General features: G+C 43.4%; 21 protein-coding genes. 1 reads left to right on the forward strand and 20 read right to left on the reverse strand.

Annotated features, from left to right (window positions below; all coding sequences use genetic code 11):
- Positions 1–114: 114 nt before the first annotated feature.
- The 8 genes from NYE24_RS19695 to NYE24_RS19730 all read right to left on the reverse strand — a co-directional run bounded on the left by NYE24_RS19695 (position 115) and on the right by NYE24_RS19730 (position 8,515).
- Positions 115–2,673 (reverse strand): hypothetical protein, encoded by a 2,559-nt coding sequence (locus NYE24_RS19695; protein ID WP_342476489.1) that lies wholly within the window; start codon positions 2,671–2,673, stop codon positions 115–117.
- A 69-nt stretch (positions 2,674–2,742) separates the two neighbouring features.
- Positions 2,743–3,237, reverse strand: coding sequence for a hypothetical protein (locus tag NYE24_RS19700; RefSeq protein WP_342476490.1), 495 nt, complete (start codon positions 3,235–3,237; stop codon positions 2,743–2,745).
- Positions 3,234–3,800 carry a hypothetical protein gene (locus NYE24_RS19705; RefSeq protein WP_342476491.1) on the reverse strand — a complete coding sequence of 189 codons (567 nt, stop codon included), beginning with the start codon at positions 3,798–3,800 and terminating at the stop codon, positions 3,234–3,236. The genes NYE24_RS19700 and NYE24_RS19705 overlap by 4 nt, the downstream gene beginning before the upstream one ends.
- A gap of 140 nt (positions 3,801–3,940) precedes the next feature.
- Complete coding sequence (locus tag NYE24_RS19710; RefSeq protein ID WP_342476492.1) at positions 3,941–4,399, reverse strand: hypothetical protein; 459 nt, start codon at positions 4,397–4,399, stop codon at positions 3,941–3,943.
- Between the two features lie 88 nt (positions 4,400–4,487).
- Positions 4,488–5,276 carry a hypothetical protein gene (locus NYE24_RS19715; RefSeq protein ID WP_342476493.1) on the reverse strand — a complete coding sequence of 263 codons (789 nt, stop codon included), beginning with the start codon at positions 5,274–5,276 and terminating at the stop codon, positions 4,488–4,490.
- A gap of 185 nt (positions 5,277–5,461) precedes the next feature.
- Entirely contained in the window at positions 5,462–6,298 is an 837-nt protein-coding gene (locus tag NYE24_RS19720) for a hypothetical protein (protein ID WP_342476494.1), read from the reverse strand.
- Positions 6,299–6,560: 262 nt separating this feature from the next.
- Positions 6,561–7,028 (reverse strand): hypothetical protein, encoded by a 468-nt coding sequence (locus NYE24_RS19725; protein ID WP_342476495.1) that lies wholly within the window; start codon positions 7,026–7,028, stop codon positions 6,561–6,563.
- Positions 7,029–7,117: 89 nt separating this feature from the next.
- Positions 7,118–8,515: a stalk domain-containing protein gene (locus NYE24_RS19730; protein WP_342476496.1), complete on the reverse strand. Its 1,398-nt coding sequence runs from the start codon at positions 8,513–8,515 to the stop codon at positions 7,118–7,120.
- Positions 8,516–8,905: 390 nt separating this feature from the next.
- Between NYE24_RS19730 and NYE24_RS19735 the strand changes: the two genes are divergently transcribed.
- Complete coding sequence (locus tag NYE24_RS19735) at positions 8,906–9,277, forward strand: helix-turn-helix transcriptional regulator (RefSeq protein WP_342476497.1); 372 nt, start codon at positions 8,906–8,908, stop codon at positions 9,275–9,277.
- Here the strand turns inward: NYE24_RS19735 and NYE24_RS19740 are convergent.
- The 12 genes from NYE24_RS19740 to NYE24_RS19795 all read right to left on the reverse strand — a co-directional run bounded on the left by NYE24_RS19740 (position 9,274) and on the right by NYE24_RS19795 (position 22,538).
- Complete coding sequence (locus NYE24_RS19740; RefSeq protein ID WP_342476498.1) at positions 9,274–9,504, reverse strand: hypothetical protein; 231 nt, start codon at positions 9,502–9,504, stop codon at positions 9,274–9,276. The genes NYE24_RS19735 and NYE24_RS19740 overlap by 4 nt on opposite strands.
- 50 nt (positions 9,505–9,554) lie before the next feature.
- A complete protein-coding gene (locus NYE24_RS19745) occupies positions 9,555–9,941 on the reverse strand; it encodes a hypothetical protein (protein ID WP_342476499.1) in 387 nt (128 codons plus the stop codon).
- Positions 9,942–10,067: 126 nt separating this feature from the next.
- On the reverse strand, positions 10,068–10,301 hold the full coding sequence (locus tag NYE24_RS19750) for a hypothetical protein (RefSeq protein ID WP_342476500.1): 234 nt from the start codon (positions 10,299–10,301) through the stop codon (positions 10,068–10,070).
- 58 nt (positions 10,302–10,359) lie between these two features.
- Entirely contained in the window at positions 10,360–11,760 is a 1,401-nt protein-coding gene (locus NYE24_RS19755; RefSeq protein WP_342476501.1) for a restriction endonuclease subunit S, read from the reverse strand.
- Position 11,761: 1 nt separating this feature from the next.
- A complete protein-coding gene (locus NYE24_RS19760; RefSeq protein WP_342476502.1) occupies positions 11,762–14,470 on the reverse strand; it encodes an N-6 DNA methylase in 2,709 nt (902 codons plus the stop codon).
- Positions 14,471–14,773: 303 nt separating this feature from the next.
- Positions 14,774–15,253, reverse strand: coding sequence for a 23S rRNA (pseudouridine(1915)-N(3))-methyltransferase RlmH (rlmH, locus tag NYE24_RS19765; protein ID WP_036699737.1), 480 nt, complete (start codon positions 15,251–15,253; stop codon positions 14,774–14,776).
- 166 nt (positions 15,254–15,419) lie between these two features.
- Positions 15,420–16,598, reverse strand: coding sequence for a DUF4179 domain-containing protein (locus tag NYE24_RS19770; protein WP_342476503.1), 1,179 nt, complete (start codon positions 16,596–16,598; stop codon positions 15,420–15,422).
- A 46-nt stretch (positions 16,599–16,644) separates the two neighbouring features.
- Complete coding sequence (locus tag NYE24_RS19775; RefSeq protein ID WP_342476504.1) at positions 16,645–18,726, reverse strand: M56 family metallopeptidase; 2,082 nt, start codon at positions 18,724–18,726, stop codon at positions 16,645–16,647.
- Positions 18,727–18,728: 2 nt separating this feature from the next.
- On the reverse strand, positions 18,729–19,136 hold the full coding sequence (locus NYE24_RS19780) for a BlaI/MecI/CopY family transcriptional regulator (protein WP_342479269.1): 408 nt from the start codon (positions 19,134–19,136) through the stop codon (positions 18,729–18,731).
- Between the two features lie 184 nt (positions 19,137–19,320).
- Positions 19,321–19,977, reverse strand: a complete 657-nt coding sequence (locus NYE24_RS19785) for a hypothetical protein (RefSeq protein WP_342476505.1) — start codon at positions 19,975–19,977, stop codon at positions 19,321–19,323.
- Complete coding sequence (locus NYE24_RS19790) at positions 19,974–20,408, reverse strand: DUF4179 domain-containing protein (RefSeq protein ID WP_342476506.1); 435 nt, start codon at positions 20,406–20,408, stop codon at positions 19,974–19,976. The genes NYE24_RS19785 and NYE24_RS19790 overlap by 4 nt, the downstream gene beginning before the upstream one ends.
- 42 nt (positions 20,409–20,450) lie before the next feature.
- Positions 20,451–22,538: a M56 family metallopeptidase gene (locus tag NYE24_RS19795; RefSeq protein WP_342476507.1), complete on the reverse strand. Its 2,088-nt coding sequence runs from the start codon at positions 22,536–22,538 to the stop codon at positions 20,451–20,453.
- Between the last annotated feature and the right edge of the window lies 1 nt (position 22,539).

A 22,539-nucleotide genomic window follows, 5' to 3' on the forward strand; every position in this document is an offset into this window, starting at 1 on the left:
CATAACGTAGCTTGGACCTTTCCAACCCCGCGAGGTGTCAGTAGCGAACATGGCGGCAGGTAATAGCCTTCGTTATTGTTCGTACTGACGCATTTTGCGGGAGAAAGTGGACCGTTATTCCGAGTCGAACATCGCTTGCATCTCGGGGCTGGTTTTTAGTGAAGGACGAGGCCTTGGAAGCCTATAATTGGTCCCCTCTGCCCCATGGATTTCTCCGCCTTCCTTCACAATCGAGATCATCTTGGCGTCTCCACCATGGCGAATATCAAACCTAATACCGATCTGTTGCAGATTGGACTTCACTTCGTTCAGCCTGCGCGTCAAGGCATGAGCAGCTTTGGGCCAGGATGGAACCAAAGTGTTGATTTTTTCTGTAATGGCCACGCTCTCCAGTCGTTCAAGTAGCTCTGAAATGGAGCTATTCCAGCTACCTTTCCTCTTCATGAGTGCAATGACAGCAGCAGCCACAGGATGTGCACCAACCGCTTCATCATTGGCCTTGTTTTGATTGTTTCTGTAGGCTTCGAGAAATCTCTCCCCTCCATATCCGAGGGCCTCTGCAATGGCATAACCAAATTGAGTAAAGTCAGCCATTCTTGACAGCGATTCTAGCTTAACGTCTGGGTAAATAGCCATTGCTTTGGATAGTGCCGTTAGTGCACCACCCAATATAGCTGGCTTATCATGTTCAAAAGCGTTCCAAACCTCTTTCTCCGCTTTCCGTTCGGTTGGTTCAATTCTTTCAAGTTCGACAATAAGAGAACGATCTAATAGGTCTGCCCTAGTAGCCACAATATTGATGCCATTGAGGACAATACAGCGTAGAAGTTGAAAGATGGTTTCATCCTCATCTGTGAAGAGCGTACGCTTACTAACACCCCCTCCAGTGGAGGCAATACAAAGAAGGTCGCTTTTTTCAGCAGAGAGTACATCCAAGTTATCGAACGCTGGCATGTAGTTATTGGAGAGTACAATTGCCAAGTCCTGTTTGGAGTTCGGCATGGACAGGATGTCGCACGCTGCTGGGTCTACGATTGACCTTATCATTCGCATGGTTGTCGACTTGGAAGCCCCTTTCTCTCCGCTAAGAACAAGTACAGGGTGCGGAATACTCGGAATAAAGCATGAAACGGTATACACCAAAAATAGAATTTGATCATCATCATTTCGGATGTTGACATGATTAAGCAACAATTTTAGATCCCCTGGAAAAATAGGATTGACCTGCGCCTTCATGTTATTGGTACGAACAAACACGGTAGGCGCATCGGAGATGATTTCACACCTATTCGGCATAACCTTTACTACTTGTCGATTCTCATTCACCAAGTCATAGTAGTAGACGTTATCTACACTGGCGACCCGCCGCTCTAATGCGTACTCATCACCTTCGAATGTAGCCTTCATTTCCATAATACTGAGGGCTTGCTTCATCGCATCATCCGATGGGGCCTTACCTGTTGCCTCATAAAACTTCTTTGTGAGTAATAGCCTATGTCTCTTACTCTTCACTTTCAAGCACTCGTAGTGATCACCGCTCGGTACTTTTGCATAGGCTTCTCCGATTTCGTTTCGGAAATATTCACTGTCTTCGCCTAATCGAATGAGTAGTTGAGCTTGATTCACTTTTTCATCTACTTGATTCTCGGAAGCATTTTCAGCACTCAAAGGTTCGTATAGAGATCGTAACTCTCGCCACCCTTTACCCTGGCAACTATTGTGATGGCAACCAGCGGCTATAGCACCATTATCAAATTGGAGGATGTAGGCGCTACGATTTGTGTGTTCCTCATTCCACGGACACGTTTTAAGCACGTATTTGTCAGCTTTGTTTTGCCAGCGTCCTTTTACGGCTATCCCAAGTTCGTATTGATTTACCCAAGCTTCTAGATCAATCGTTGTGGCGTCGACGTTTTTTTCTTTTTTTGGTGCTTCAGTGTTAGGTTGCTGCAGCTTCTCTATAATCGCTTTAATCTGTTCTATAGAGACAACACCTACTGATTCGGGCTGCTCCAACAGCCCTGAGAAGCGGTGCGGACGCTCATCTGTATCATCGCCCTTGCACGATTGTGTACCGTAGACTTTGCAAATGCGCGCAGCATTGTATACGCTGGTGTCGATGCACACCTTATCATCGCTATAATGCCAGTCTAGCGTTCCAAGGAGTTGTTTGATGAGATCTCGACTATAGTCGTCATTTGGCATATCGATGGGATATAACAGGTGTACACCGTTACCGCTATCACACAAGAATGGATCGGCCCAGCCTGCCTTCCTGAGCATCTTCTTCACCTTTCTTGCTAGCACTATCACTGTCTCATGCTCAGCATCAGAGGAGGAAATGCCGGAGGCTCGTATGGGGTCGAAGTCGATCATGATCCACCTTCGCCGCTCAATATCTGCATCACTTGTTGTATGCTTGGCCCATTCTTCCACGCGATTGTGCGCTCTTGCCAGCAGATCCCTTTTTACTGGATTCAGTGTTGAATATACCCCTTCAACGTCTCCATCGTATAGACGGGCTGCATCTGCCAAAGCCTCCATATTGTCGAAGTAGCCGCTAACCGTACCTTTCTTTGTATTCAGAATGCGAAGTTCCACGACTTCGCCAGGTTTTCTAAGCAGGTTTTGAATTGCAACAATGACTTCAAATGGATCTTTTACCTCTAGCATGTAGTTACTCCTCTCGGTTGGAAGTACAGTCCCCTGAAAAAGATCGCAGGGGACATACTCCATTGTTTACTACTCGGCGTCGTCCTCCTCGAAGAGCCGCTCTACCGATTCCCTTTCTTCGGCAGATTGTTCACGTACAAAGAAATCCACTTCAACTTCTTCTGATTCATCCCGCACCATCTTGTCGATGTTGCAATAGACGATGCCGTCTTTCTCATTGTGCTTAATTTCAACAATGACTGGCAGACCTCGGAATGCTTTCAGGTCAAGCTTGTCGTTAGCTTTTGGCACGACGCCAAAACTGGCTAGCGTTTGAGCGAACTTACTTTTAGGATGCTGACTCAGTGTCGGTGCAAAGAACAATTCAACAGCGTCACCATCTGGCGTGAAAACGGCAACCTTAAAGTTGATGGCAGACCGCAGGCCATTACCAAAGGAAGTTTTAAAATCCTTCCTAACAGCATCAAGGATTTCGCCTGTTTGTATGCCTTCATCTACATAGGCTCGTACTATCTCAGGAAATTGAATGATCGTATCATCGTTTGCAAAAAGGTTTTGACTCATGAATGTATCTCTCCTTTTTTATTTTGAATCATATCTCTCGCAAGAAGCGTCAGTAGGGCTGTATCATCGACATTCACCATTGACTGTACTGACGCTTCTTGCGGTTGTAAATTAGCGTAATTCACCTGAACAATTTGACATGTTATAGGTATGGCAGCAAGGCCAAGCGGACGCAGAACTGTGCGAGACCAGAAAGCCGATTTTTCAATTGTCGCTTTAAGTGCTTGAAAGCTATCGACGTATAAATCTCCCTTGCAAGCATTAAAGAACTGAACCACATCTTTATCTGGCGTGATGCTTAGATCTTTTCCAAAGACATCTGCAAGGTTATTGTCGTAATAATCAAGCAATCTATGGGTATCCTGCCAACTGAGTTGGAAGGAATGGCAAGGAAGCATTAGAACTTGGTTGCCTTCCTTAATACGATCCAAACTAAGATTAAAAAATTCGACTTTACAGCCTTGTTCCTCTAGGATGGCATTGAGCTCTTTTACAATCTTTTTTTCATCCTTCAGTTTCAATATCCGTTGGGTTAACGACATTTCCAGTAAGTGTTGTTTCATGGTTTCATTCTCCTTTTTATGGTAATGGGAATTGAATGCCACTCTTTCGTTGGTCATCCTTGCAAGATTAATTCTAGCGTGTACCGATACATACAGCCTCCCGAATACACGCTGAATCTTTTCCTTGACAAGCTGTTTTCTTATTTCTTAAGCGGTACAAAGGCAACTTCAGTATCTTCCACGCTAAGGTACGACACATCATAGAATGAGATACTGCTTCTTTCACTAAAATCGAGTTCGAAAAGCGCTGTAATTTCATCTACCAGCTCAGTGGAGTAAACCACACCTTTTCTTCCAATCTTCCGCAAGGTGAAGTAGGTATCGTTATCAGGAAGTTCCCCTCCTATAGCAATCCCCTCGTCATTCACGGCAATTTGTATAGCTGTAGAAGATCCGGTTTTCTCGATCAAATCACCTGATAAGGTAATGCGCTTGCCGCTGCTCTTCGTATTCACGACTGTCAACACACATGGCTCCCCAGAAGCTCTGGTACCATGTTGTTTGCTCTGTACCGGTCTAAAATTCTGCTTACCGTAAGGGCTCTCATCAAGAACCTCATTAAGTATTGAATCTGCTGTCGCATTTTCTGCAATGTTCATTTTGTTAGTCCTCCTCGTGTGATCTTGATTTGATAGTTGCTAAATTTACGGTACTGACGCTACTTGAGGCTCAACGCCGAATGGAAAACTAAATCCATCGATTGACTGTGAAAATGACCTTATAGTCGGTCAGACCGATTGCTGCCATTCTACTATCTATTGCCGGACCGAAATTATCAGAGGCGACTGAGATAATGTTCCCTATGGTGTAAACACACGGTCCTTCTCCGTGTATACCTCGAATGGTAAACCGTAGCTCATCGTTGCCATCCAGACATTTAACAACATTAAAGTTACTTTGAACGGCTTGACAGATAGATTGCTTATTCTCGACCAAATCCCCAGAAACTTTTAAGACGAGGTCGAAGAAAAACATATTCAGCTCTGTATTTCCGCCCATTTCGCCATCATAATCAATTTTGAAAGCATATCTTGGGTTCGCCATCTTATCACTAATCTCACGAGCTGCTCCTTTGATCCCTTCCTCGCGGATTGCGACGTACAATGGCTTGTAAAGTTCTAATTCTTCACATTGCTCATCAGACATACTTTTATCACGGGCAAGTGTTATCTCAAAAAAACTACCGTCGATACAGTTGCCTTCAACTTTATTGGTCAGTTCAACGATCAGGCATGCCTTTCCATCTTGGTGGCCATTCAGGATCTCCATCTCAGTGAGGTAGTTAATTACCTGCTTTTCTGAATCAATGAAATGAGGTGCAAGATACTTTTTTTCTCGAACCTTTTCGCGGTAACTCTTAAGGAAACAGCAACCTATCGCTTGGGCATTGCCTGCCTCGATCTGCTTCCTAATGAAGGCTTTCTCATAAAGACTTTGTTGATCGTGGTCCTGAATGTTGATTTCTGTCGTTGGCATTTTAAGCTCCTCCTTGTAAATAGCTTTTGTTTGTTTATTCAGTTTTCAAAGGTCAATTAACTTACAAACCAAATACTATACCCTTTTGAGAATTACTCGTAGGAGGGGAAAATATCTGTTTTTTTATCCCCCCATAGAAAAACAAAAAAACAGCAACCAAGTGGCGCTGTCCTTGTAGATAATATCTAGTTAATTTTTCTTTTGCTTTTCAAATCTTCAAGTAAAAGTACCGTTTGTTTTAATTCTTCACTTGATGGCTCCTTTAGATTTGAGACACTTGGTTTTCCCTCAATGATCCTATGGGCTTCCTGAATTAGCTGTTCGATGGGTTCCAGAAAATTAAAATCTAACTCATCAGACGCATCCGGTTGAACTAACGAGCCATACCGTAAGTCGCTGACAATTTCAGTGACTTTTAGGAACTTAAGATTAACATCGATCAAAATCTGTTTATAATAACTGAGCAATCCAATTTTATCCGGGTCATTAAGCATGCTTTTAGTTTCAATTGGAAATAGCTCCTGAATCGTTCCGATTATTTCATTGATTGCTTCATTTCTCACATTTTGCATCACTTCATTAACCTTATATCTCGTGATCACCTGCATGTAAGCTAACTGGTCGTACCGATTTTCACCGAATAATCGCTCATCCAAAATCAAATCGACCATTTTTACAAATTCCTCAATCTCTTTGTAGTCAACTTCGATGTAAGCCCGTTTCCGGATCTTCTTCATTTCAGGCAAAGTATAGCTTTTTAGCAATTTTATTACCTGATCCTTTTGCTCAGCCGGTATGACAAACGCTTTGTTATCAGGTTTTAGTACGTCCACGTTGACCCCTAAGCAAGTCAGCATTTCCTTAAACCGCTTTTTTTGTTCTATATAGAAATGATGCCTTGAGTCGTGAGCGGTGTACTGTTTATTTTCATCTTGCTTGCCATTATCTTCATTATTTTGTGAACTATAGAGTTCGTTACAGATTTCATATAGCGATACTGTAGGGATATTATTTTGATTCATTTTAGTAAACCTCCAGATTATTACATTTCCATTTCTTTTTTCAACCTACTCATAAAAGCTTAAAATTGCAAATTCTTTAAGGATTCTCGCTATATATTGCAATTCCCTTAAAACTTTATATGCATTCCCTTCATGAGCCCATTTTATCGTGATTCGATCATTAAAACAAAAATCCCAAATATCTTATACCGAATATACACTTCTCATATAAGAAAAATACCCCTAAGTCTCAGTAAAAGACTTAGGGGTATTAGAATTGAGTTTAAGTATTTTTCTTAACCAATTTCAGTTTAACTTTTGGCTGTAATTCACCTAGTTCACTGGTTATTTGAATATCGGTGTCGATATCGTAATTCTTGAATAATGCAACAACTAGAATAACGGCTAGCGCAATAATAGCAGTTATGACAACAGACTCCGTTATGCCGACAGCCGCTAAGCCTCCAGCAGATACCACTGCGGGAGGCTTCTCCAACGTGGCCAGTTTATGCTTGGCCTTGTAGGCTGAGCTGACATGTTTAGCCAGATCTCCTACAACGATGATGGTACCGTATCTTTTGCTTACAGCATCCTCCAGCTCCGCCTTAGTGCTGATCGTGACTTGTCGATCTGAGAACGTCTGTGTCTGACGAAATCGCTTGTTGTCTTGTTTCTCTGCTCTTCTCACCGCTGCTTCCGCTTTTGTCATGTCTATCTTGTTTCTCAGCATGTCAAAAAAAAGAATTGCCAAGTGCTACGCCTCCATTCTACTATCTATTATTTATAGATTCCCCATGTCCTTTAGAAGCGACATGGGGACTTGTAATTTATAAAGACTGGTTACTTCGTAGCAGCTTCCAGAAGCGTCAGGATGTCAGCATATCCATTATCCCTTGCCGTACTTAGAGCAAAGTCATTTGGAACTGCACCTGCTTGAAGCAGCAGCTTTACGGTTGAAGCTTTTCCGCTGTATGCTGCTGAACTGAGCGGTGACGTGAAGGCATAGCCCAGGTTCGGGTCGGCACCCTGGGATAGCAGATACGTGACAATTTCGTCGTTGCCTTTAAGTGCTGCTGCCATCAGCGGAGTCCGGTTTTGGGGTAAAGCGTTAGCATCGACATAGTTTGTTCCGACTAGACGTTGTACTTCGCTAAGCACGCCGTCCTCAGCCGCCTGCACGAGACCCATCTCGCCTGTGTAACTCGTCACTGTTCCTTTATCCAGACGCGCCTGTGCCTCATCGTCAAACTCAATGGTCTCACCTTTGCCGCGTTCTGCTTGCAACTGATACTCTTCTAATGCAGTAAAGATGTTACCGGCTACAAAAACTGTCACAGGGGCTTCGTACTGGTTGCCTTGACGATTGATCACACTGATTTGCGACTTGCCTGCGGAGATTCCCACCATTTCGATGACATCTTCTTTCGCCAGCTTCTTAGAACCGGCGTAGAAAATCTGGAAGAACAGCCCACCGCTTTCACTCTCTCCATAGGCCATAGTCGTGATCTGTCCATTTTTTGCGGTCAATTCCTGTACGTCAAAGATTCGGATTCGACTAACCTCAGTAATTGTAGAGCTGTACTGGGCTGGATTTTTTGACATATTAGCTGAACTTACCTGTTTAGCTTTATCGTAGAGAGAGAACTTGTCCCGATTAGCCGCGAAGAAAGAGTCACTGTTACTCTCCAGAATCTTAAAGGTAGAATCTGGAATTTTGACACCTGTAGACGTTTCGCTCTTAATCGCATCCCTCATGACAGTGGCATAGCCTTTATACACCCCGCTATCCGCTTTCGGAAGCTGGGATTTGTCAGTTGAAATGAGGACGGAACGAGAAGTGCTATCCCATTCGACCTTCTCACCAAGAGCTTCACCGATGAAGCGTAGCGGCACCATCGTACTGCCATTTATGATTTGTGGAGCAGCATCCAAGGCCACTTTGGTTTCCCCGATCCAAGCGCCTTTCCAACCAATCTGCAAGCGGATGGTCTTGTCATCCTTTGTAGCGTCGATAATTTGCTGTTTGCCATCCCACTTGACAGTTGCGCCTAGTGCCTCGAAAATTGCTCGCATGGGAACTAATGTTGATCCGTCCTTAATGATTGCGGATTGTTCGAAGGTTTGTAGTTTTCCTTTCAGGTATACGTTGATTGTACTGTCTGCAAGAGCGGTTCCAACTTGTGTGAAGAGTAAGGTAGCGACGGTAAGCGTAGTAATAATTTGATTTTTTACTTTCATCTATATATTCCTCCGGTTTGAGAGCCTATCAATGCTCTGTTGTTGTATTTATGGATGTTAAAGGGATTGGGAAATCAGCATAAAACGCGCACAATTGGCCTTGCCTTACTTAATAAGAACTTCTCCTTCATTTATGAGAATCATGGAATGAGCCTCCTTGTAGGTGTAATATGGTTTGATTCTGTAAGAAAAGATAATACTTTATCTTGTTTTATAACATTTTGTAATATCATCGATTGGAAAGCCGATATCACAGTGTAAAAACTTGGGACTCACGTACTATATATCGATTATAAGAACTTATAAGTATTTATTCAATACTTTATTATAGTTTAATAGTCTTCCTGCCTTTCTATTCCTTCACTACTATCGGGATAAGAGGTGGTAAGAATGTCTGAATTTCTTAAATTGGTAGGAGCAAAATTACGTAGGCTCAGAAAGGTAAGAGGCCTTTCACAGGCGGAGCTCGCGCACCGTGCCGAGTTGCAGGATACCTATATAGGCGGGGTTGAAAGAGGGGAACGAAATATTTCCTTACTGACGTTGGAGAAGATAGTGAATGTTCTTGAGGTGGAAGCATCCGAGGCGTTCCGGTTTCATGATCTTGACCCTGAACAGGATGCAACTGAAATAGAGCAGGTTTTAAAAATACATGATTCATTGCTAAGAGGGAGAAGCCTGGAAGAAGTACGCATGGTACATCGGATAGTGAAGGATATGCTGGAGACGTTTGATACGAGTAGGGAAGGGAACGAACATTAACTAACACCGGAATCAGAATCATTAAGTTCCCTTTTCTGACGTAGTTGTTTTTCTAAAATCAGATCTTCAAGTCGAATTTCCAGAAGCTTAGCTTGTACGTGTGATTCAATGGCTTGTACAGACAGCAGTATTTCTTTTAGTATTTCTGGATGAAGTGTTTCCTTGCTCTCTCTGATAAACCTCAATAGTTGAACCATAATCAGCTGACAGGTATCTGTTTGTGCCAACAAGTCCTCCTCATGTTCGATCAAACGGGTATGTTCGGCTCTTAGTTCTTCTATGACTGTTTACCTTCTTTCTTTTTTGCCGCTTTCTGAGCTTCGAAAGAAACATAGAACGGTAGGGCCAGTTCGGATACCCACCCCAACGCCAGTTCAATCGGGCTACCTTCTCTAATTGGTGGTCCATCTGCCCAATCTTCTTCCTGGATAAACTGAGTTTCAGTCGGAGTCATTTCAATTGATAAATCAGTTCCATCAAAATATGGGTTTATGGATTGACCTTCTTGAAGTGTTAGAGCTACCCTGACTTTAATGATGAGGGACTCGAGATGCTCTACTCCCTCTTGCTCCATTGCAGCTACCGCCAAAAAGTGAATCGTACCTTCGGGATCAAAAGAATTTTTGAGGAATTCCAATATCAGTTTTTGCCGTTTTTTGTCCATAGTTAGCCTCCAATTAATAAATACAATTTCCAGAAATTCTGAATACAAAATCTCCTAATTTTCACTAGCAATAAAGATATAGAAACAAAAGGAATACATTAATGGAAGTAAATAAGCATTTACATGCTACCTCATTGCGTTATTCCAATTAACCTCTCTTGTTATTAAAATTTGGTTTCGATTTTTCTCACTCAAAACAATAGTAGGTATTACTGAATTTTTTATTTCGATAACACCCTCTTCCAATAATTCTTTAACTATTTTTTCCGGAAAATAATCCGCAATTATACAACCATTCTTTATAAATCCCTGTCTAATAAATCGCTTTTCTAAATGTTTAATCGCCTCTTCTTTTTTCATAACCTTACACTCCTCAATGAAAAAAGCTAATTGGGTCTACTTACCCCAATTAGCTTTTTTAAAATTCTATTATGATCCTTCGAATTTGCGAAGTTAATTCATTAATTGCTTCTAACTTTTCTTTCGACTTACACAATTCGTCATCTATTAATTGAATAATTTCCGCTTGCCTGTCTATGTCTAAATATGGAACTGGAAAATCGTTAATTTCATTCGGGAAAATATTTGTGTTATTACCAAGTCCTTTTTTATATGACTCAACTAATAACTGTATGAAATCTGATCGTAGATAATAATATATAAATTTAGCCGAATACTCATTAAAAATCCTTATTCGCATCGTAAAATCAGCAAATATACCCCTAATATTCTTTGGAACTAAAGCTACTTTCCCAATTGTTCCTTCACCAGAACGTGCCATAATAATGTCATCAGGCATTACAGTCTTATCAGACATATTGAAATAATCTGTTTGAATAAATTTAGAGTTTTCAATATCAACAGTCCAATTTTTAATTGATGCCATTGACACATATCTGTACTCCTCAATATTTTCATCTGCATAGTCATTCTGAGAAATACTTTCACCTAACACTATAGGTGATTCTACTAAGCTCTTCAATTTAATTGTCGAAATACTTGCCAGTAATTCTTCTAACTTAGTCTTAATAGGACTTTGGAATTTAAAACCCAGACGCATATCATAATTTGAACTTGATAAGTCTACAAATTTTGTAGATTTGAACACTAATTTTTCTTTTTTTAATAAGTCTATTTCTGAAAAATCGATAGCCAATTCCCTCGCAAATATTTTGGTTATAGCTTTATTATCATCGTCAAATTTATCTTTTAAAAGAGTTATTTGATCTTCAATCTCGGCGATTTTTTTTTCAATGCTTTTCTGTTGCTCTAACGGAATTCTGGGTAAAAGAATTTTTCCTAGCTCATTTTTAGATAAATATTTACTTTCGTATTGCTTTTGAAACTTCGGTCTTAAAACATAGTTAAAGTACCACTTCAAAAAGACCTTACTATATCTCGTTTGATCAATATATAACGCAAAGACATTTTGATTAATATATACACTTCTTTGGGCAATTAAAGCTAAACCAATCGTCATTGCATTTGAAACTAACAGTGTTCCAGCAGGCACTTGCAAGAGATTTTTATTCTCTTGCAAAGCTACATCTGTCAGTTTATCTGTGCATTCTTCATTCAAGATATATAAATCCAGATCCGCATCTTTCATCGTGAAAAACTCATGTTCTCCATCGTTCCAATAATCAGGATTATTTTTTGAAGGAGTTCTACCTGACAAAATATTATTATCTATTGATCTGTATAGTAAAATATCTTCTAATGGAATTCCCTCACCTTGAAAAGTATCATATTCTTTCATACCCATGTTATAGTTTTTCCCAATAACAGCAAAACTACTTTTTACGATGAGATTTTTCATACTATTCACGACCTTTAAAAATAAAATCTAATACAGTAGATGGATTTTGTGTATCGACTACAACTCTTTTATTTGCATCTAGAGTCATTAAATCGTTTTTAATATACTTAACTCCTCTTTTTGTGCGTTTATATCCAATGTTCTCCACACTGATTGAGTCGTATGTGTAATCCATTTGTTCAGATACTTTTCTAAATACCCACCACATATTACAGTGCCATTCTTTCTTTTTCTTAGCTAAACTCATATCCCAACTTGGGTAATCTAACTTGGAGTTTTTTAGAATGTCATCGTAATTCACTTCTAAAATTTGCTCTACATTTTCTTGCATTGGTTTTGAGTAATAATCTAAGGTATATTCTTTAATAAATTTTTCAGTATCAACATATTTGAAAGTTAAAATTTCATTTTTAGCAATAAACTTTTCAATATTAATTAAAATTACATACTCAGATTTTAGCCCTTTGTTTTCAAAAAGCTCTTTAACTACTTCATCAGAAATATCTTGATTAATAAATTGGGCTAATACATCCTCTTGGAAGATTTCATTAATCAAATTTCGTTTAAAATCCTGATATTTATTTGAACATAGTAATTTATTATTAAATTGCGTAGTAATCTGTTGCTTTTTCAATGCTCGGTTTAATTTTCCTCTTAACTCCTCATTACTCATAATAAATTTCATTACAGAATTATTGTATAATGCATTATATTCTTTTGAGTATTTCTTCCAAATACTCTCGTATGCTTCAACTTCTTGCTTATTCTTCTTAGTAGCGAATAAAATGCTCACTTTAGTTGAAGTAAATGGTTGAAAAGCAGTTTTATCGATGGATACGATTCGATCAATTTTAAAATAACGATAAATAAACTCACGAATGTATTTATTTTCTGTTGTATCAAAAACAGAATCTGGTAGGATTACACCTATTTTCCCACCTTCTTCTAATAACTGCCACCATCTCTCAATAAAAAGGTTCTCAGAATTTTTCTTATCAGCATAAATAAATCTCTCACGATAAGTTGTATTTAAATAATTCATAATCAGTGAGAATGGAGGATTCGAGATTAAAAAGCTAAATTTCCCATTCATCTCATAATTAGGCTTCTCTCGAAATTCTTGAACCTTAAATTGAGTTAATTTGTTATTAGCCTGAATTACTGGATTAATACTATTATAATCTCCAAAGGAAGCTAATCCATCATTGGTGAAAATATGTGCATCTTTAACCCCATGGAAGATCATATTTAATTTAGCTGCTGTCGCCAAATCGGTGTTAGGCTCTATTCCATAAACAAATTCATTAGCCCAATTGTTAACCTTTTGCTTGTTATTTTCATCCAAAATAAACCAGCGATTACTAACTCTATCAGCTACAAAATCATTAAGTTTTAAATTATCCTTAACATCAATATAATGACTTGAAACAATTTTAACTAATTGAAGTAAAAAGGTACCACTACCACATGAAGGGTCAATCACATATGGTAGAATTTCATTTAAATTAACTCCTCTACCATTATTTGAAGCAGCTTTAATGCGCCTTATTATATCTCCTTTAATATCTAGTACTTCAATAATAAATAAACAAATCATCCAGTGTGTAAAAAATTGTCCTTTATCTTGTTTGAACTCATTTGTAATGATAGATTCGAAGAAGTCGCCCAATATATCTTCATTAATATCGTTTCCCGTTAAAGAGATTCCTTCCAAAATACGAACGGCTTCAATAATTTTATTTAAGCTTACTTTGTCTAAATCAATAAAGGTAGCTACATAATTATCATCTGCATCAGGTGCCTCATATTTATTTTCTTGGTTCAACAAGTAGGTTTGGGCATCTTTATAGAGGACCGAAATTCGTTTAAAAGTCATCATTAAAGGTTCTTGAACTCCATCAAGGTAGTTAATTTGAAATGCATATGCTTCGCCCGGAGAAGTTGTAAGCTCATCGTAAATCTTACATGTAAATAATCGCATTAGGACAAATAACACGTCATTGTAGTTACTTGATCCTCCACCCCATAATTCATCATGTAAACGATTCTTCTCTTTATTAAAACTTTCTCCATCTAGTTTCTTATTCAAAGGTTTTAAACCATTTAATTGCTCATTGAGCCTTCCATAGTAAGCGTGTTTTGCCACCCCATAATCCTCCGGTATAGCATTTAAATCAAATTTCGACTCCGATTTTTTCCATTTGTCGTACGTCTTAAATTTTTCATAGTCAATCATAATTAATTTATCTTCCAATGTTGTTACATCAATAGAATAATATACAAGATATTTAATCTGCCCTTTTCCCTCTGACTGATGCAACGAAGCTAGATTGAATAATTGAGTTTCAATATTCCCCAATTTCGTTTCATATTCACCTGGTTCTTTACACTCAATAAATAGAAATGTTGAATTATTTTTTTTATTTTTAACGTAAACATCGCCAAAAGGATTTTTCTGTTTCGCATCTGAGCCAACTTTATACCCTTCCTCTAGTACAATAGCTTCTATGGGGTATCCTTTTTCTTTTACCAATCTTGTCACAAGTAGTGCTCTCACATAGCCTTCATCTTCAAATTTTACTTTATGCGCACCTTTGATCTCCGAGTTGAATACAATTTTCTTTTCATCTTCATTAATAGTTACAACATCTGCTGTAGGATCTAGTCGCTGAATCTCATCCAAAACTTTTTTTTTAATACTTTTCTCCATCTTAGCACCTCCGAAGGAACGTTAGACAAACTTAATAACTTAATAATAACTGAGAACTAAAAAAGGGTCAATAGTTTTGTCTATTGATCCTTCATAAACATCCTCCTTCTGCACATTGACGGTTCTCAGCAACTGTTAGACCTAGGTATATTATGAAAAGGTAATTAATTAAATCTCCCTTCTCCATTTGCATTAATAAGGACATTTTTAGTCTCTTAACAAGCCAAACAGGTCTTATCTGTATCTCAGTGGTATCCTATCAGTTTTACCCTCTTTCTCTTTTCTGGACCAAAAATTTAGCCGTCATTTGTGGTACGGTTCCCCCCGATTTATCTTCACCGCCCGGTAAACCTGCTCCACCAGAACCAGCCGCATAAGCTGGTGGGGCAGCGTCATGCGGCCAAAGCTCATGCGCTGCTGGGCGCGGCGCATCACCTCATCGGAGAGCCCGTGGCTGCCTCCGATGACGAAGACGACATGGCTCGTCCCGTAGGTGCCGAGCCGGTCGATCTCGGCGGCAAGCTCCTCGGAGCTCCAGAGCTTGCCGTCAATCGCGAGCGCAATGACATGCGCCTCGCTCTTAATCTGCGCGAGGATACGCTCACCCTCGCGTACCTTCACCTGAATAACCTCTGCATCGCTGAGGTTATCAGGGGCCTTCTCATCCGCCACCTCAATCATCTGGAACTTGAGGTAGGGCGTGAGCCGTTTGGCATATTCCGCGATGCCGAGCGTCAGATACTTTTCCTTCAATTTGCCTACGCTTATCAGTTGAATTAACATAATTCCTCCATCGGTCTGATCTTGTCATGTCCCTGTATTTTATCACATCCCTGCCCATAACATGCCCTGCCTAGGCGACATTCCCCGCACACCCTGTAACGCCAAAAGAAGAGCCACCCTTCACGGGTGGCCCTAAGACACTACGAATAGCCTGCAATACCTGCAATTATTGCTTAGACAAATCAATAATCAACTGCTGTGTAATCTTACGGTCTTTCATATTAGTGAAGTCCAGGCGAAGCGATTGCGGTTTGTCGAGCAGGAAGTAGCTTTCCGATATGATGGTCAGTTTATGATCTGAATACGTATAATAAGTACTACCCTCTTGCGGTTTGTACTCACCGTTTCCGCTCATAATCAATAGTGATGGGTAGTAATTATTGTTGAATTTCTCCTTAAAAGCTTTATCCGTAAACACAGCCTCATCTGAGGTTAGAGTCGTGATTGTTGTGAATGGTGTCAGTTCCATGTTCACTTTAATCGGATGTCCAGCCATATCCACGGTCTCTTCCGGCGTCAGGGTTAGAGATTCCTGCTCCCAGACCTTAGGATCGATCACGAAGACTGCCTTCAGCGGCGGACTCTTCTTCACTTTGGCCTTCAGCGCGTTATACTTCTTCAGCAGCTCAGGACTCGTTTTGGACGCTTTCTCCTCGGGATTAGCCTGATAGGCTTTTTTAGCCTCTGCCATCATCTGCGCCTCCAATGCCTCTACCTGTTTCAGCTCACTAGTGGTTAACGAGGTTAGCTGAAACTCCGCAGCTACTTTTTGGGGAGCCGTGGTTAATGGAGTCGTTAGACGGATGACAGCCGTGCCGTACATGATATTGTTTTGCTTAGCCGGGCTTACGCCATAAACCCCAGCATCATTCATTTTCTTGCCGCTGATGACCTTCCCCGTAATGACATCCGTCAATTGCAGTTCATGCGCTATCGATCCTTGAGACGTGAATGCACGGTTGCTGTCGGCCTGGGCGGTAAAAAGAATAATCAGCTCATATTTGTCAGCGATAAAGCCATTCATCGTCAACTTGTAGCCATCTTTTGTGACAACTGTATTCAAGGGCTGGACCAAATTATGCTTGATGGCATATTCGACCTGCTTATAATTCTGAAACTTCGGGTTCACAAAAGGGGCCAGCGCTGCCTGCGGCTTCGTCGCTGCCGCCGGAGCGGCCAACGCTTGACCAGTCACGGCAAAAGGACTCAGCACCAGCGCTGCTGTTGTCATGACTGCGACGACTGTAGCCGACAGCTTGGGTCTGGAGGACCGCCGCTGATCTGCTGCCGGGCATTGCGTCTGTGCACATTGTTGCATCATTTCATTCCGCTTCATTCTAATCATAGTTACACTCTCCTTAATCTTAAGTGGTTGTTCTGCTGCATTCACTCTAATTCTGTCCTGTCAGGTCAAAAGTCAGCTCATAGACCGGCTCGCGCTTCTCCAGACCTGAACTGCCTGCCGGCATCTTCGTGAAATCCAGCCGCAGCGCTTGCGGCTCATCCAATGAGAAATAGCTTTCCGTAACCATCTTCATCTCATAATCTGTATACGCAATGGATATATTCCCTGACTGCTTCGTATAATCTCCCGCCCCGCTCCTGCTCCACCACTGTGAGGGAGAACCGTACTTCTCATGGAAGGCCCGTAAGAACTCTTGATTCTTAAAGATAGGCTCATCTGAATAAAAGGTGGCTATCGTTGTGAGCGGTGTCAATTGCAGCTTCACTCTAACCTTGTGTCCGCCCGCCTCAAGCGTATCCTGCGGTGTGAGCGTCTGCATCTCTTGCCTCCAATCCTGGGCTTCCACGTCAAAAGTGGTCTGGAGCGCCGGAGATACCTGCACATCAGGCTCATCACCCGCATGTGAACGCAGCCGGAATTCTGCCTTGATCTTAGGGGGCAACTCCGTTAATGGCGTATCAAATTGAAGCCTGGCCAGCGCAAGGGTAACACCCTTCTGCGGACTGCTGGTAATGATCATGGGGCGGCTTCGGCCATTGATCACCTTGCCCGTCACACCATCCGTAATGATGCATTCTACGAAACGAGGATCATCAGAGACAAGTGATCTTCCGCCGTTAACACGCGCCGTATAAAAAATAACCAATTGATGCCTGTCTGCCATGAAGCCCGTCACATTGACCTGATAGCCGCCTTCAGCAATCTCCACATTCATCGGCTTCAGCAGATGATGCCGGTTCACATATTCCGTCTGTTGTACATTCATGTTCCGAAACGGTACCAGAGCCTCCCCTTGCTCCATTGCCGGTTCTGCACGTTCCTCTCCGGGAACGCTTTTAGTCATTGTGCCAGCGCGATTGGCCTTAGCACCTGTGGCAGCAGAGTCACTAGGCTCCCTTGAGGCACCCGTTAGCGTCACGATGCTGAGCAGGGCGACCAGAATTACAGCTGCTGCGGAGATGCGGTAGGAGCCTTTGCGGAAAGATTGAATCATACTGATTCTTCTCTTAATCTGTTGCCGCTGCTGCGGGTTAGAGAAATAGAGATGCCCCCTCCTCTCCCGGACTCGTGAGAAGCGCTTCAGGAACTCTACCAGAGTAAGCCCGTAGTTGATAGCCTCCTCTTCCCCTAACACCTCCAGCACATAAGTGTCACAGGCAACCTCCCGATCAATCTTCATGCGCCGGATAGCCAGCCACACTAGAGGATTGAACCAGTGTATCGTTGCGGCTAGGCTCCCTAGCAGGTTCCACAGCATATCCCTACGCTTGTAGTGGGCCAGCTCATGCGCGAGGATGTGCCGCAGCCGGGAAGCATCCAGTTCCCGCAGAGCTTGCTCCGGAACAAAAATCCATGGACGCGTTAGTCCTGACAGATATGGGTTGTTAGCGGAACCTCCAGTATAGATAGGTATCGCTCTCCTTATTCCAAACTGGCGTCTGGTGGCAAGAACCACCTGAAGAATCTCCGGGGCATTCACCTGTCTAAGCTGCCGGCGCTCACGCTGCATACGCCATATGTACTGGAGTCCACTCAGCAGCATAAACACAGCGCCAAGTAACCAGATCGCGGTGCCTATCTTCATCCAGAGCGGGTAACCTGCGGCCCCCGCAGAGCTGCGGTTAACGGCTGCCGATTCATTCTCCACCTGCATGGTGCCTGTCTGCCCCTGTACATCCAGTGCGGTGTTATTGGCCGGATATGCAGTCTTAGCTCCCTCCCCCGGTGAATGCTCCTGAGCTTCACCCGCTGAGCCTCCAGGGTCTGGCGCCTTGTCCATCACGGATGTCAGGAATTGTCCGCCAGAGCCAAGAATATGGAACATGCTGAGCGGGCTGTCCGGTACGGCAGGCAATAACAGCCGGGCGATAACAAGCAGCCACAGGAGGTAACGCACCCGGGCGTTGATGAACCTCCGCAGAACGTATTGCAGGAACAACACGGCCAGAATTACCATGCTTGCTGCAAGTGTCTGTTCTGCGATCCCGGCAAACCATCCGTAGAGCATATTCATTCCTGCTTACCCGAACAGCCGCCTGCACCGTGCGACTTCTTCTCCCGGAGCAGCTGCTCCAGTTGTTCAATCTCCTGCTTGGACAGCTCGACATCCTCCAGGAAGCTGGTTACCATTAGCTGAGTGGCTCCACCAAATACACGTTGCAGGAAGGAGCGGCTCTCGGCCCGGACGCACTCATGCTCGGACACCAGCGGATAGTAGAGATAGCTCCGGCCGGATTTCTCATACCCGATCGCCTTCTTCTTATGCAACCGGGCCACGAAGGTGCGCACCGTCTGCTCGCTCCATTCCACAGATACCGGCAGAAGCCGGGTAACCTGTTCAGCGGTGAGCGGATGATGCACCCAGATAATCTTCATAATCTCCCATTCGGCTTCCGAAATCTTCGGCGTAGGACTCATCATAACAGCTCCATTCAGTGGCGGTGTCATTCAATCTACAAGTATAGATTAAAGGATAACCTGCATTATTGGTTCGATAAATCAACAATCACCTGCTGTGTAACTGTCTTCTTGATCACATTCATGAAGTCTATACGAATTGATTTGGGTTGATTCAACTGAAAATAGCTTTCCATCATGATCTTCATCCCATCATCCGTATAGGAATTCGCAGTTCTTCCTTGATGTGATGTGATGTATACTTGCCGTTTCCGCTATCCACCATGAGGGCCGGATAATAGTCTGGATTGAATGTCTTCAGAAATTCTTTGTCTTTAAACAAGCCTTCATCGGAAGATAACGTTATTATTGTGGTGAATGGCGTCAATTCCAGGTTAATCTTGATCTTATGCCCTGCTACATCAAGCGTTTCTTCCGGCGACAGCATCTGGCTCTCCTGCTCCCAGACCTTAGGGTTGATCTCAAAAGCCACCTTCAGCGGCGGACTCTTCTTGATCTTGGAATTCAGCGCATCAAATTTCTTCAACAGCGCTGGACTGTTCTTGAAGTCTGTGACCTTAGGGTTAGCAGTATAAGCCTTTTGGATCTCCGCTGAGATCTGCGCCTGTACCGCCTCTAGCTGTTTCAGTTCACTGCCCGATAGTGAGGTTAGCACAAACTCGCCAGCTACCTTTTTGGGAGCCGTGCTTAACGGGGTCGTTAGCCGGATGACAGCCGCTCCGTGCATGATGTTATTTTGCTTAGCCGGGCTCACGCCCTGAACAATCGCATCATTCATCTTCCTGCCGCTGATCACCTTTCCGGTGATGGCGTCTGTCAATTGCAGATCATGCCCTATCAACCCCTGAGACGTGATGCCCGCTTGCTGTCAGTCTGTGCTGTAAAAAGAATAATCAGCTCATATTTGTCGGCAATTAAGCCCTTCAACGTCAACTGGTAGCCGTCTTTTTTGGCGACTGTATTCAGGGGCTGCACCAGATTATGCTTGATGGCGTATTGGATCTGCTCTTTATTCTGAATCTCCAGCTTCTCAAAGGGGGCCAGTGCTGCCGCCTGATTCGCCGCTGCTGCCGAGACGGTTAGAGCTTGACCTGTCACGGCAAAAGGGCTAAGCACCAGTGCTGCGGTTGTCATGACTGCAACGATGGCGGTAGATATCCGGGCCCTGGAGGACCGCCGTTTATCTGACGCTGACCACTGCTTTGGCTCCTGTATAGGCTGCATCTGCGCCGCATGTGAGATCTCCATATCATTCCGCTTCATTCTAATCATAGTTACACTCTCCTTCAATTTAAGTTGGTGGTTAAATCCGAGTCAGCTCTGATTCAGCCCGGTAATATCAAAATTCATTTGATATGAACTCTCAGGCTCTATCGTTCCCCTCAGTACCGGTGGCTTCTTGACGAAATCGAGCCGCAGAGATTGCGGTTTATTCATCAAGAAATAGGTTTCTGCAAGCATCTTCATCTCATAATCTGTATACGTAATAGATGTACTGCGTGTTTGCTGCGTATAGTCTCCAGTTCCTGCCTTGCTCCACCACAGCATTGGAGAACCATACTTCTCATTGAAAGCTTTTTTGAATTCAGTGTTACTAAAAACCGGTTCATCGGAATAAAAAGTGGCTATCGTTGTGAGCGGTGTTAATTGTAATCTCACTCTAATCTTGTGTCCGCCTACATCGAGCGTCTCCTTCGATTGGACCGTATATTTCTCTTGCTTCCAGTAGCTTGCGCTCACATCGAAGGTGGTCTGAAGTGTCGGGGACTCCTGTATCTTGCTTCCGCTTGCTGCCTGTGAGCGCAACCGGAATTCAACCTTGATCTTTGAGGGCGGGTTCGTCAGAGGCGTATCGAACCGAAGTCTAGCAGCCACATTTTCAACATTATTCTGCGGGCGGTCAGTAATGGTCATCGGTTGAGTCCGTCCATTAATCACCTTACCAGTCACACCATCCGTAATGATGCATTCTACGAAACGAGGATCATCAGAGACTAGTGATCTTCCGCCGTCAACACGCGCCGTATAAAAAATAACCAATTGATGCCTGTCTGCCATGAAGCCTGTGACGTTGACCTTATAGCCGTCTTGGGCAACCTCCACATTCATCGGCTTCAGCAGATGATGGCGGCTCACATACTCCGTCTGCTCTACATCCATGTTCAATAACGGCACCAGGGCCTCCCCTTGCTCCATTGCCGGTTCTGCACGTTCCTCTCCGGGAACGCTTTCAGTCAGTGTGCCAGCGGGTTTGGCCTTAGTTCCTGTGGCAGCAGAGTCACTAGGCTCTCTTGAGGCACCCGTTAGCGTCACGATGCTGAGCAGGGCGACCAGAATTACAGCTGCTGCGGAGATGCGGTAGGAGCCTTTGCGGAAAGATTGAATCATACTGATTCTTCTCCTGATCTGTTGCCGCTGCTGCGGATTGGAGAAATAGAGATGCCCCCTCCTCTCCCGGACTCGTGAGAAACGCTTCAGGAACTCTACCAGAGTAAGCCCGTAATCGATGGCCTCCTCTTCCCCTAATACCTCCAACACATAGGCGTCACAGGCGACCTCCCTATCGATCTTCATCCGCCGGATCGCCAGCCACATCAGAGGATTGAACCAATGTATCGTGGCGGCTAGGCTTCCTAACAGGTTCCACAGCATATCCCTCCGCTTGCAGTGGGCCAGCTCATGCGCGAGGATGTGCCGCAGCCGGGAAGCATCCAGTTCCTGTAGAGCTTGCTCCGGGACAAAGATCCATGGACGCATTAATCCTGACAGATATGGGTTGTTAGCAGAACCTCCGGTATAGATAGGTATCGCTCTCTTTATTCCAAACTGGCGTCTGGTGGCAAGAACCACCTGAAGAATCTCCGGGGCATTCACCCGTCTAAGCCGTCTGCGCTCACGCTGCATCCTCCGTATATACAACAATCCATTCAGCAGCATAAGCATGACGCCCAGCAGCCAGATCACTGTGCCTATCTTCAACCAGAGCGGATAGCCCACGGCCCCCGCAGAGCTGCGGTTATCCGCTACAGCACCATCCTCTGCCCGGAGGGTGTCTGTCTGCCCCTGTACATTCAGAGCGGTGTTATCGACCGGATATGTAGCCGGATCTCCCTCTCCCGGCGGAAGCTCCTGATATTCACCCTTAGAAGCTCCAGTGTCCGGCCCCTTATCCAGGATAGTTGTTAAGAAATGCTTACTATTGCCGAGAATATGCAGCATGCTGACAGGGCTGTCCGGTACGGCAGGCAATAACAGCCGGGCGATAACAAGCAGCCACAGGAGGTAACGCACCCGGGCGTTGATGAACCTCCGCAGAACGTATTGCAGGAACAACACGGCCAGAATCACCATGCTTGCCGCCAGTGTCTGTTCTGCGATACCGGCAAACCATCCGTAGATCATA

Source organism: Paenibacillus sp. FSL H7-0350 (assembly GCF_038593195.1).
GTDB lineage: Bacteria > Bacillota > Bacilli > Paenibacillales > Paenibacillaceae > Paenibacillus_AQ.

Bases quoted from the DNA above. Each gene is read 5' to 3' on its own strand.
- NYE24_RS19700 (WP_342476490.1), bottom strand. From the start codon at position 3,237: ATGAGTCAAAACCTTTTTGCAAACGATGATACGATCATTCAATTTCCT.
- NYE24_RS19760 (WP_342476502.1), bottom strand. From the start codon at position 14,470: ATGGAGAAAAGTATTAAAAAAAAAGTTTTGGATGAGATTCAGCGACTA.
- NYE24_RS19780 (WP_342479269.1), bottom strand. From the start codon at position 19,136: ATGAGTCCTACGCCGAAGATTTCGGAAGCCGAATGGGAGATTATGAAG.
- NYE24_RS19770 (WP_342476503.1), bottom strand. From the start codon at position 16,598: ATGATTAGAATGAAGCGGAATGAAATGATGCAACAATGTGCACAGACG.
- NYE24_RS19755 (WP_342476501.1), bottom strand. From the start codon at position 11,760: ATGAAAAATCTCATCGTAAAAAGTAGTTTTGCTGTTATTGGGAAAAAC.
- NYE24_RS19790 (WP_342476506.1), bottom strand. From the start codon at position 20,408: ATGATTAGAATGAAGCGGAATGATATGGAGATCTCACATGCGGCGCAG.
- NYE24_RS19750 (WP_342476500.1), bottom strand. From the start codon at position 10,301: ATGAAAAAAGAAGAGGCGATTAAACATTTAGAAAAGCGATTTATTAGA.
- rlmH (WP_036699737.1), bottom strand. From the start codon at position 15,253: ATGTTAATTCAACTGATAAGCGTAGGCAAATTGAAGGAAAAGTATCTG.
- NYE24_RS19695 (WP_342476489.1), bottom strand. From the start codon at position 2,673: ATGCTAGAGGTAAAAGATCCATTTGAAGTCATTGTTGCAATTCAAAAC.
- NYE24_RS19710 (WP_342476492.1), bottom strand. From the start codon at position 4,399: ATGAACATTGCAGAAAATGCGACAGCAGATTCAATACTTAATGAGGTT.
- NYE24_RS19735 (WP_342476497.1), top strand. From the start codon at position 8,906: ATGTCTGAATTTCTTAAATTGGTAGGAGCAAAATTACGTAGGCTCAGA.
- NYE24_RS19730 (WP_342476496.1), bottom strand. From the start codon at position 8,515: ATGAAAGTAAAAAATCAAATTATTACTACGCTTACCGTCGCTACCTTA.
- NYE24_RS19715 (WP_342476493.1), bottom strand. From the start codon at position 5,276: ATGCCAACGACAGAAATCAACATTCAGGACCACGATCAACAAAGTCTT.
- NYE24_RS19745 (WP_342476499.1), bottom strand. From the start codon at position 9,941: ATGGACAAAAAACGGCAAAAACTGATATTGGAATTCCTCAAAAATTCT.
- NYE24_RS19720 (WP_342476494.1), bottom strand. From the start codon at position 6,298: ATGAATCAAAATAATATCCCTACAGTATCGCTATATGAAATCTGTAAC.
- NYE24_RS19775 (WP_342476504.1), bottom strand. From the start codon at position 18,726: ATGCTCTACGGATGGTTTGCCGGGATCGCAGAACAGACACTTGCAGCA.
- NYE24_RS19705 (WP_342476491.1), bottom strand. From the start codon at position 3,800: ATGAAACAACACTTACTGGAAATGTCGTTAACCCAACGGATATTGAAA.
- NYE24_RS19795 (WP_342476507.1), bottom strand. From the start codon at position 22,538: ATGATCTACGGATGGTTTGCCGGTATCGCAGAACAGACACTGGCGGCA.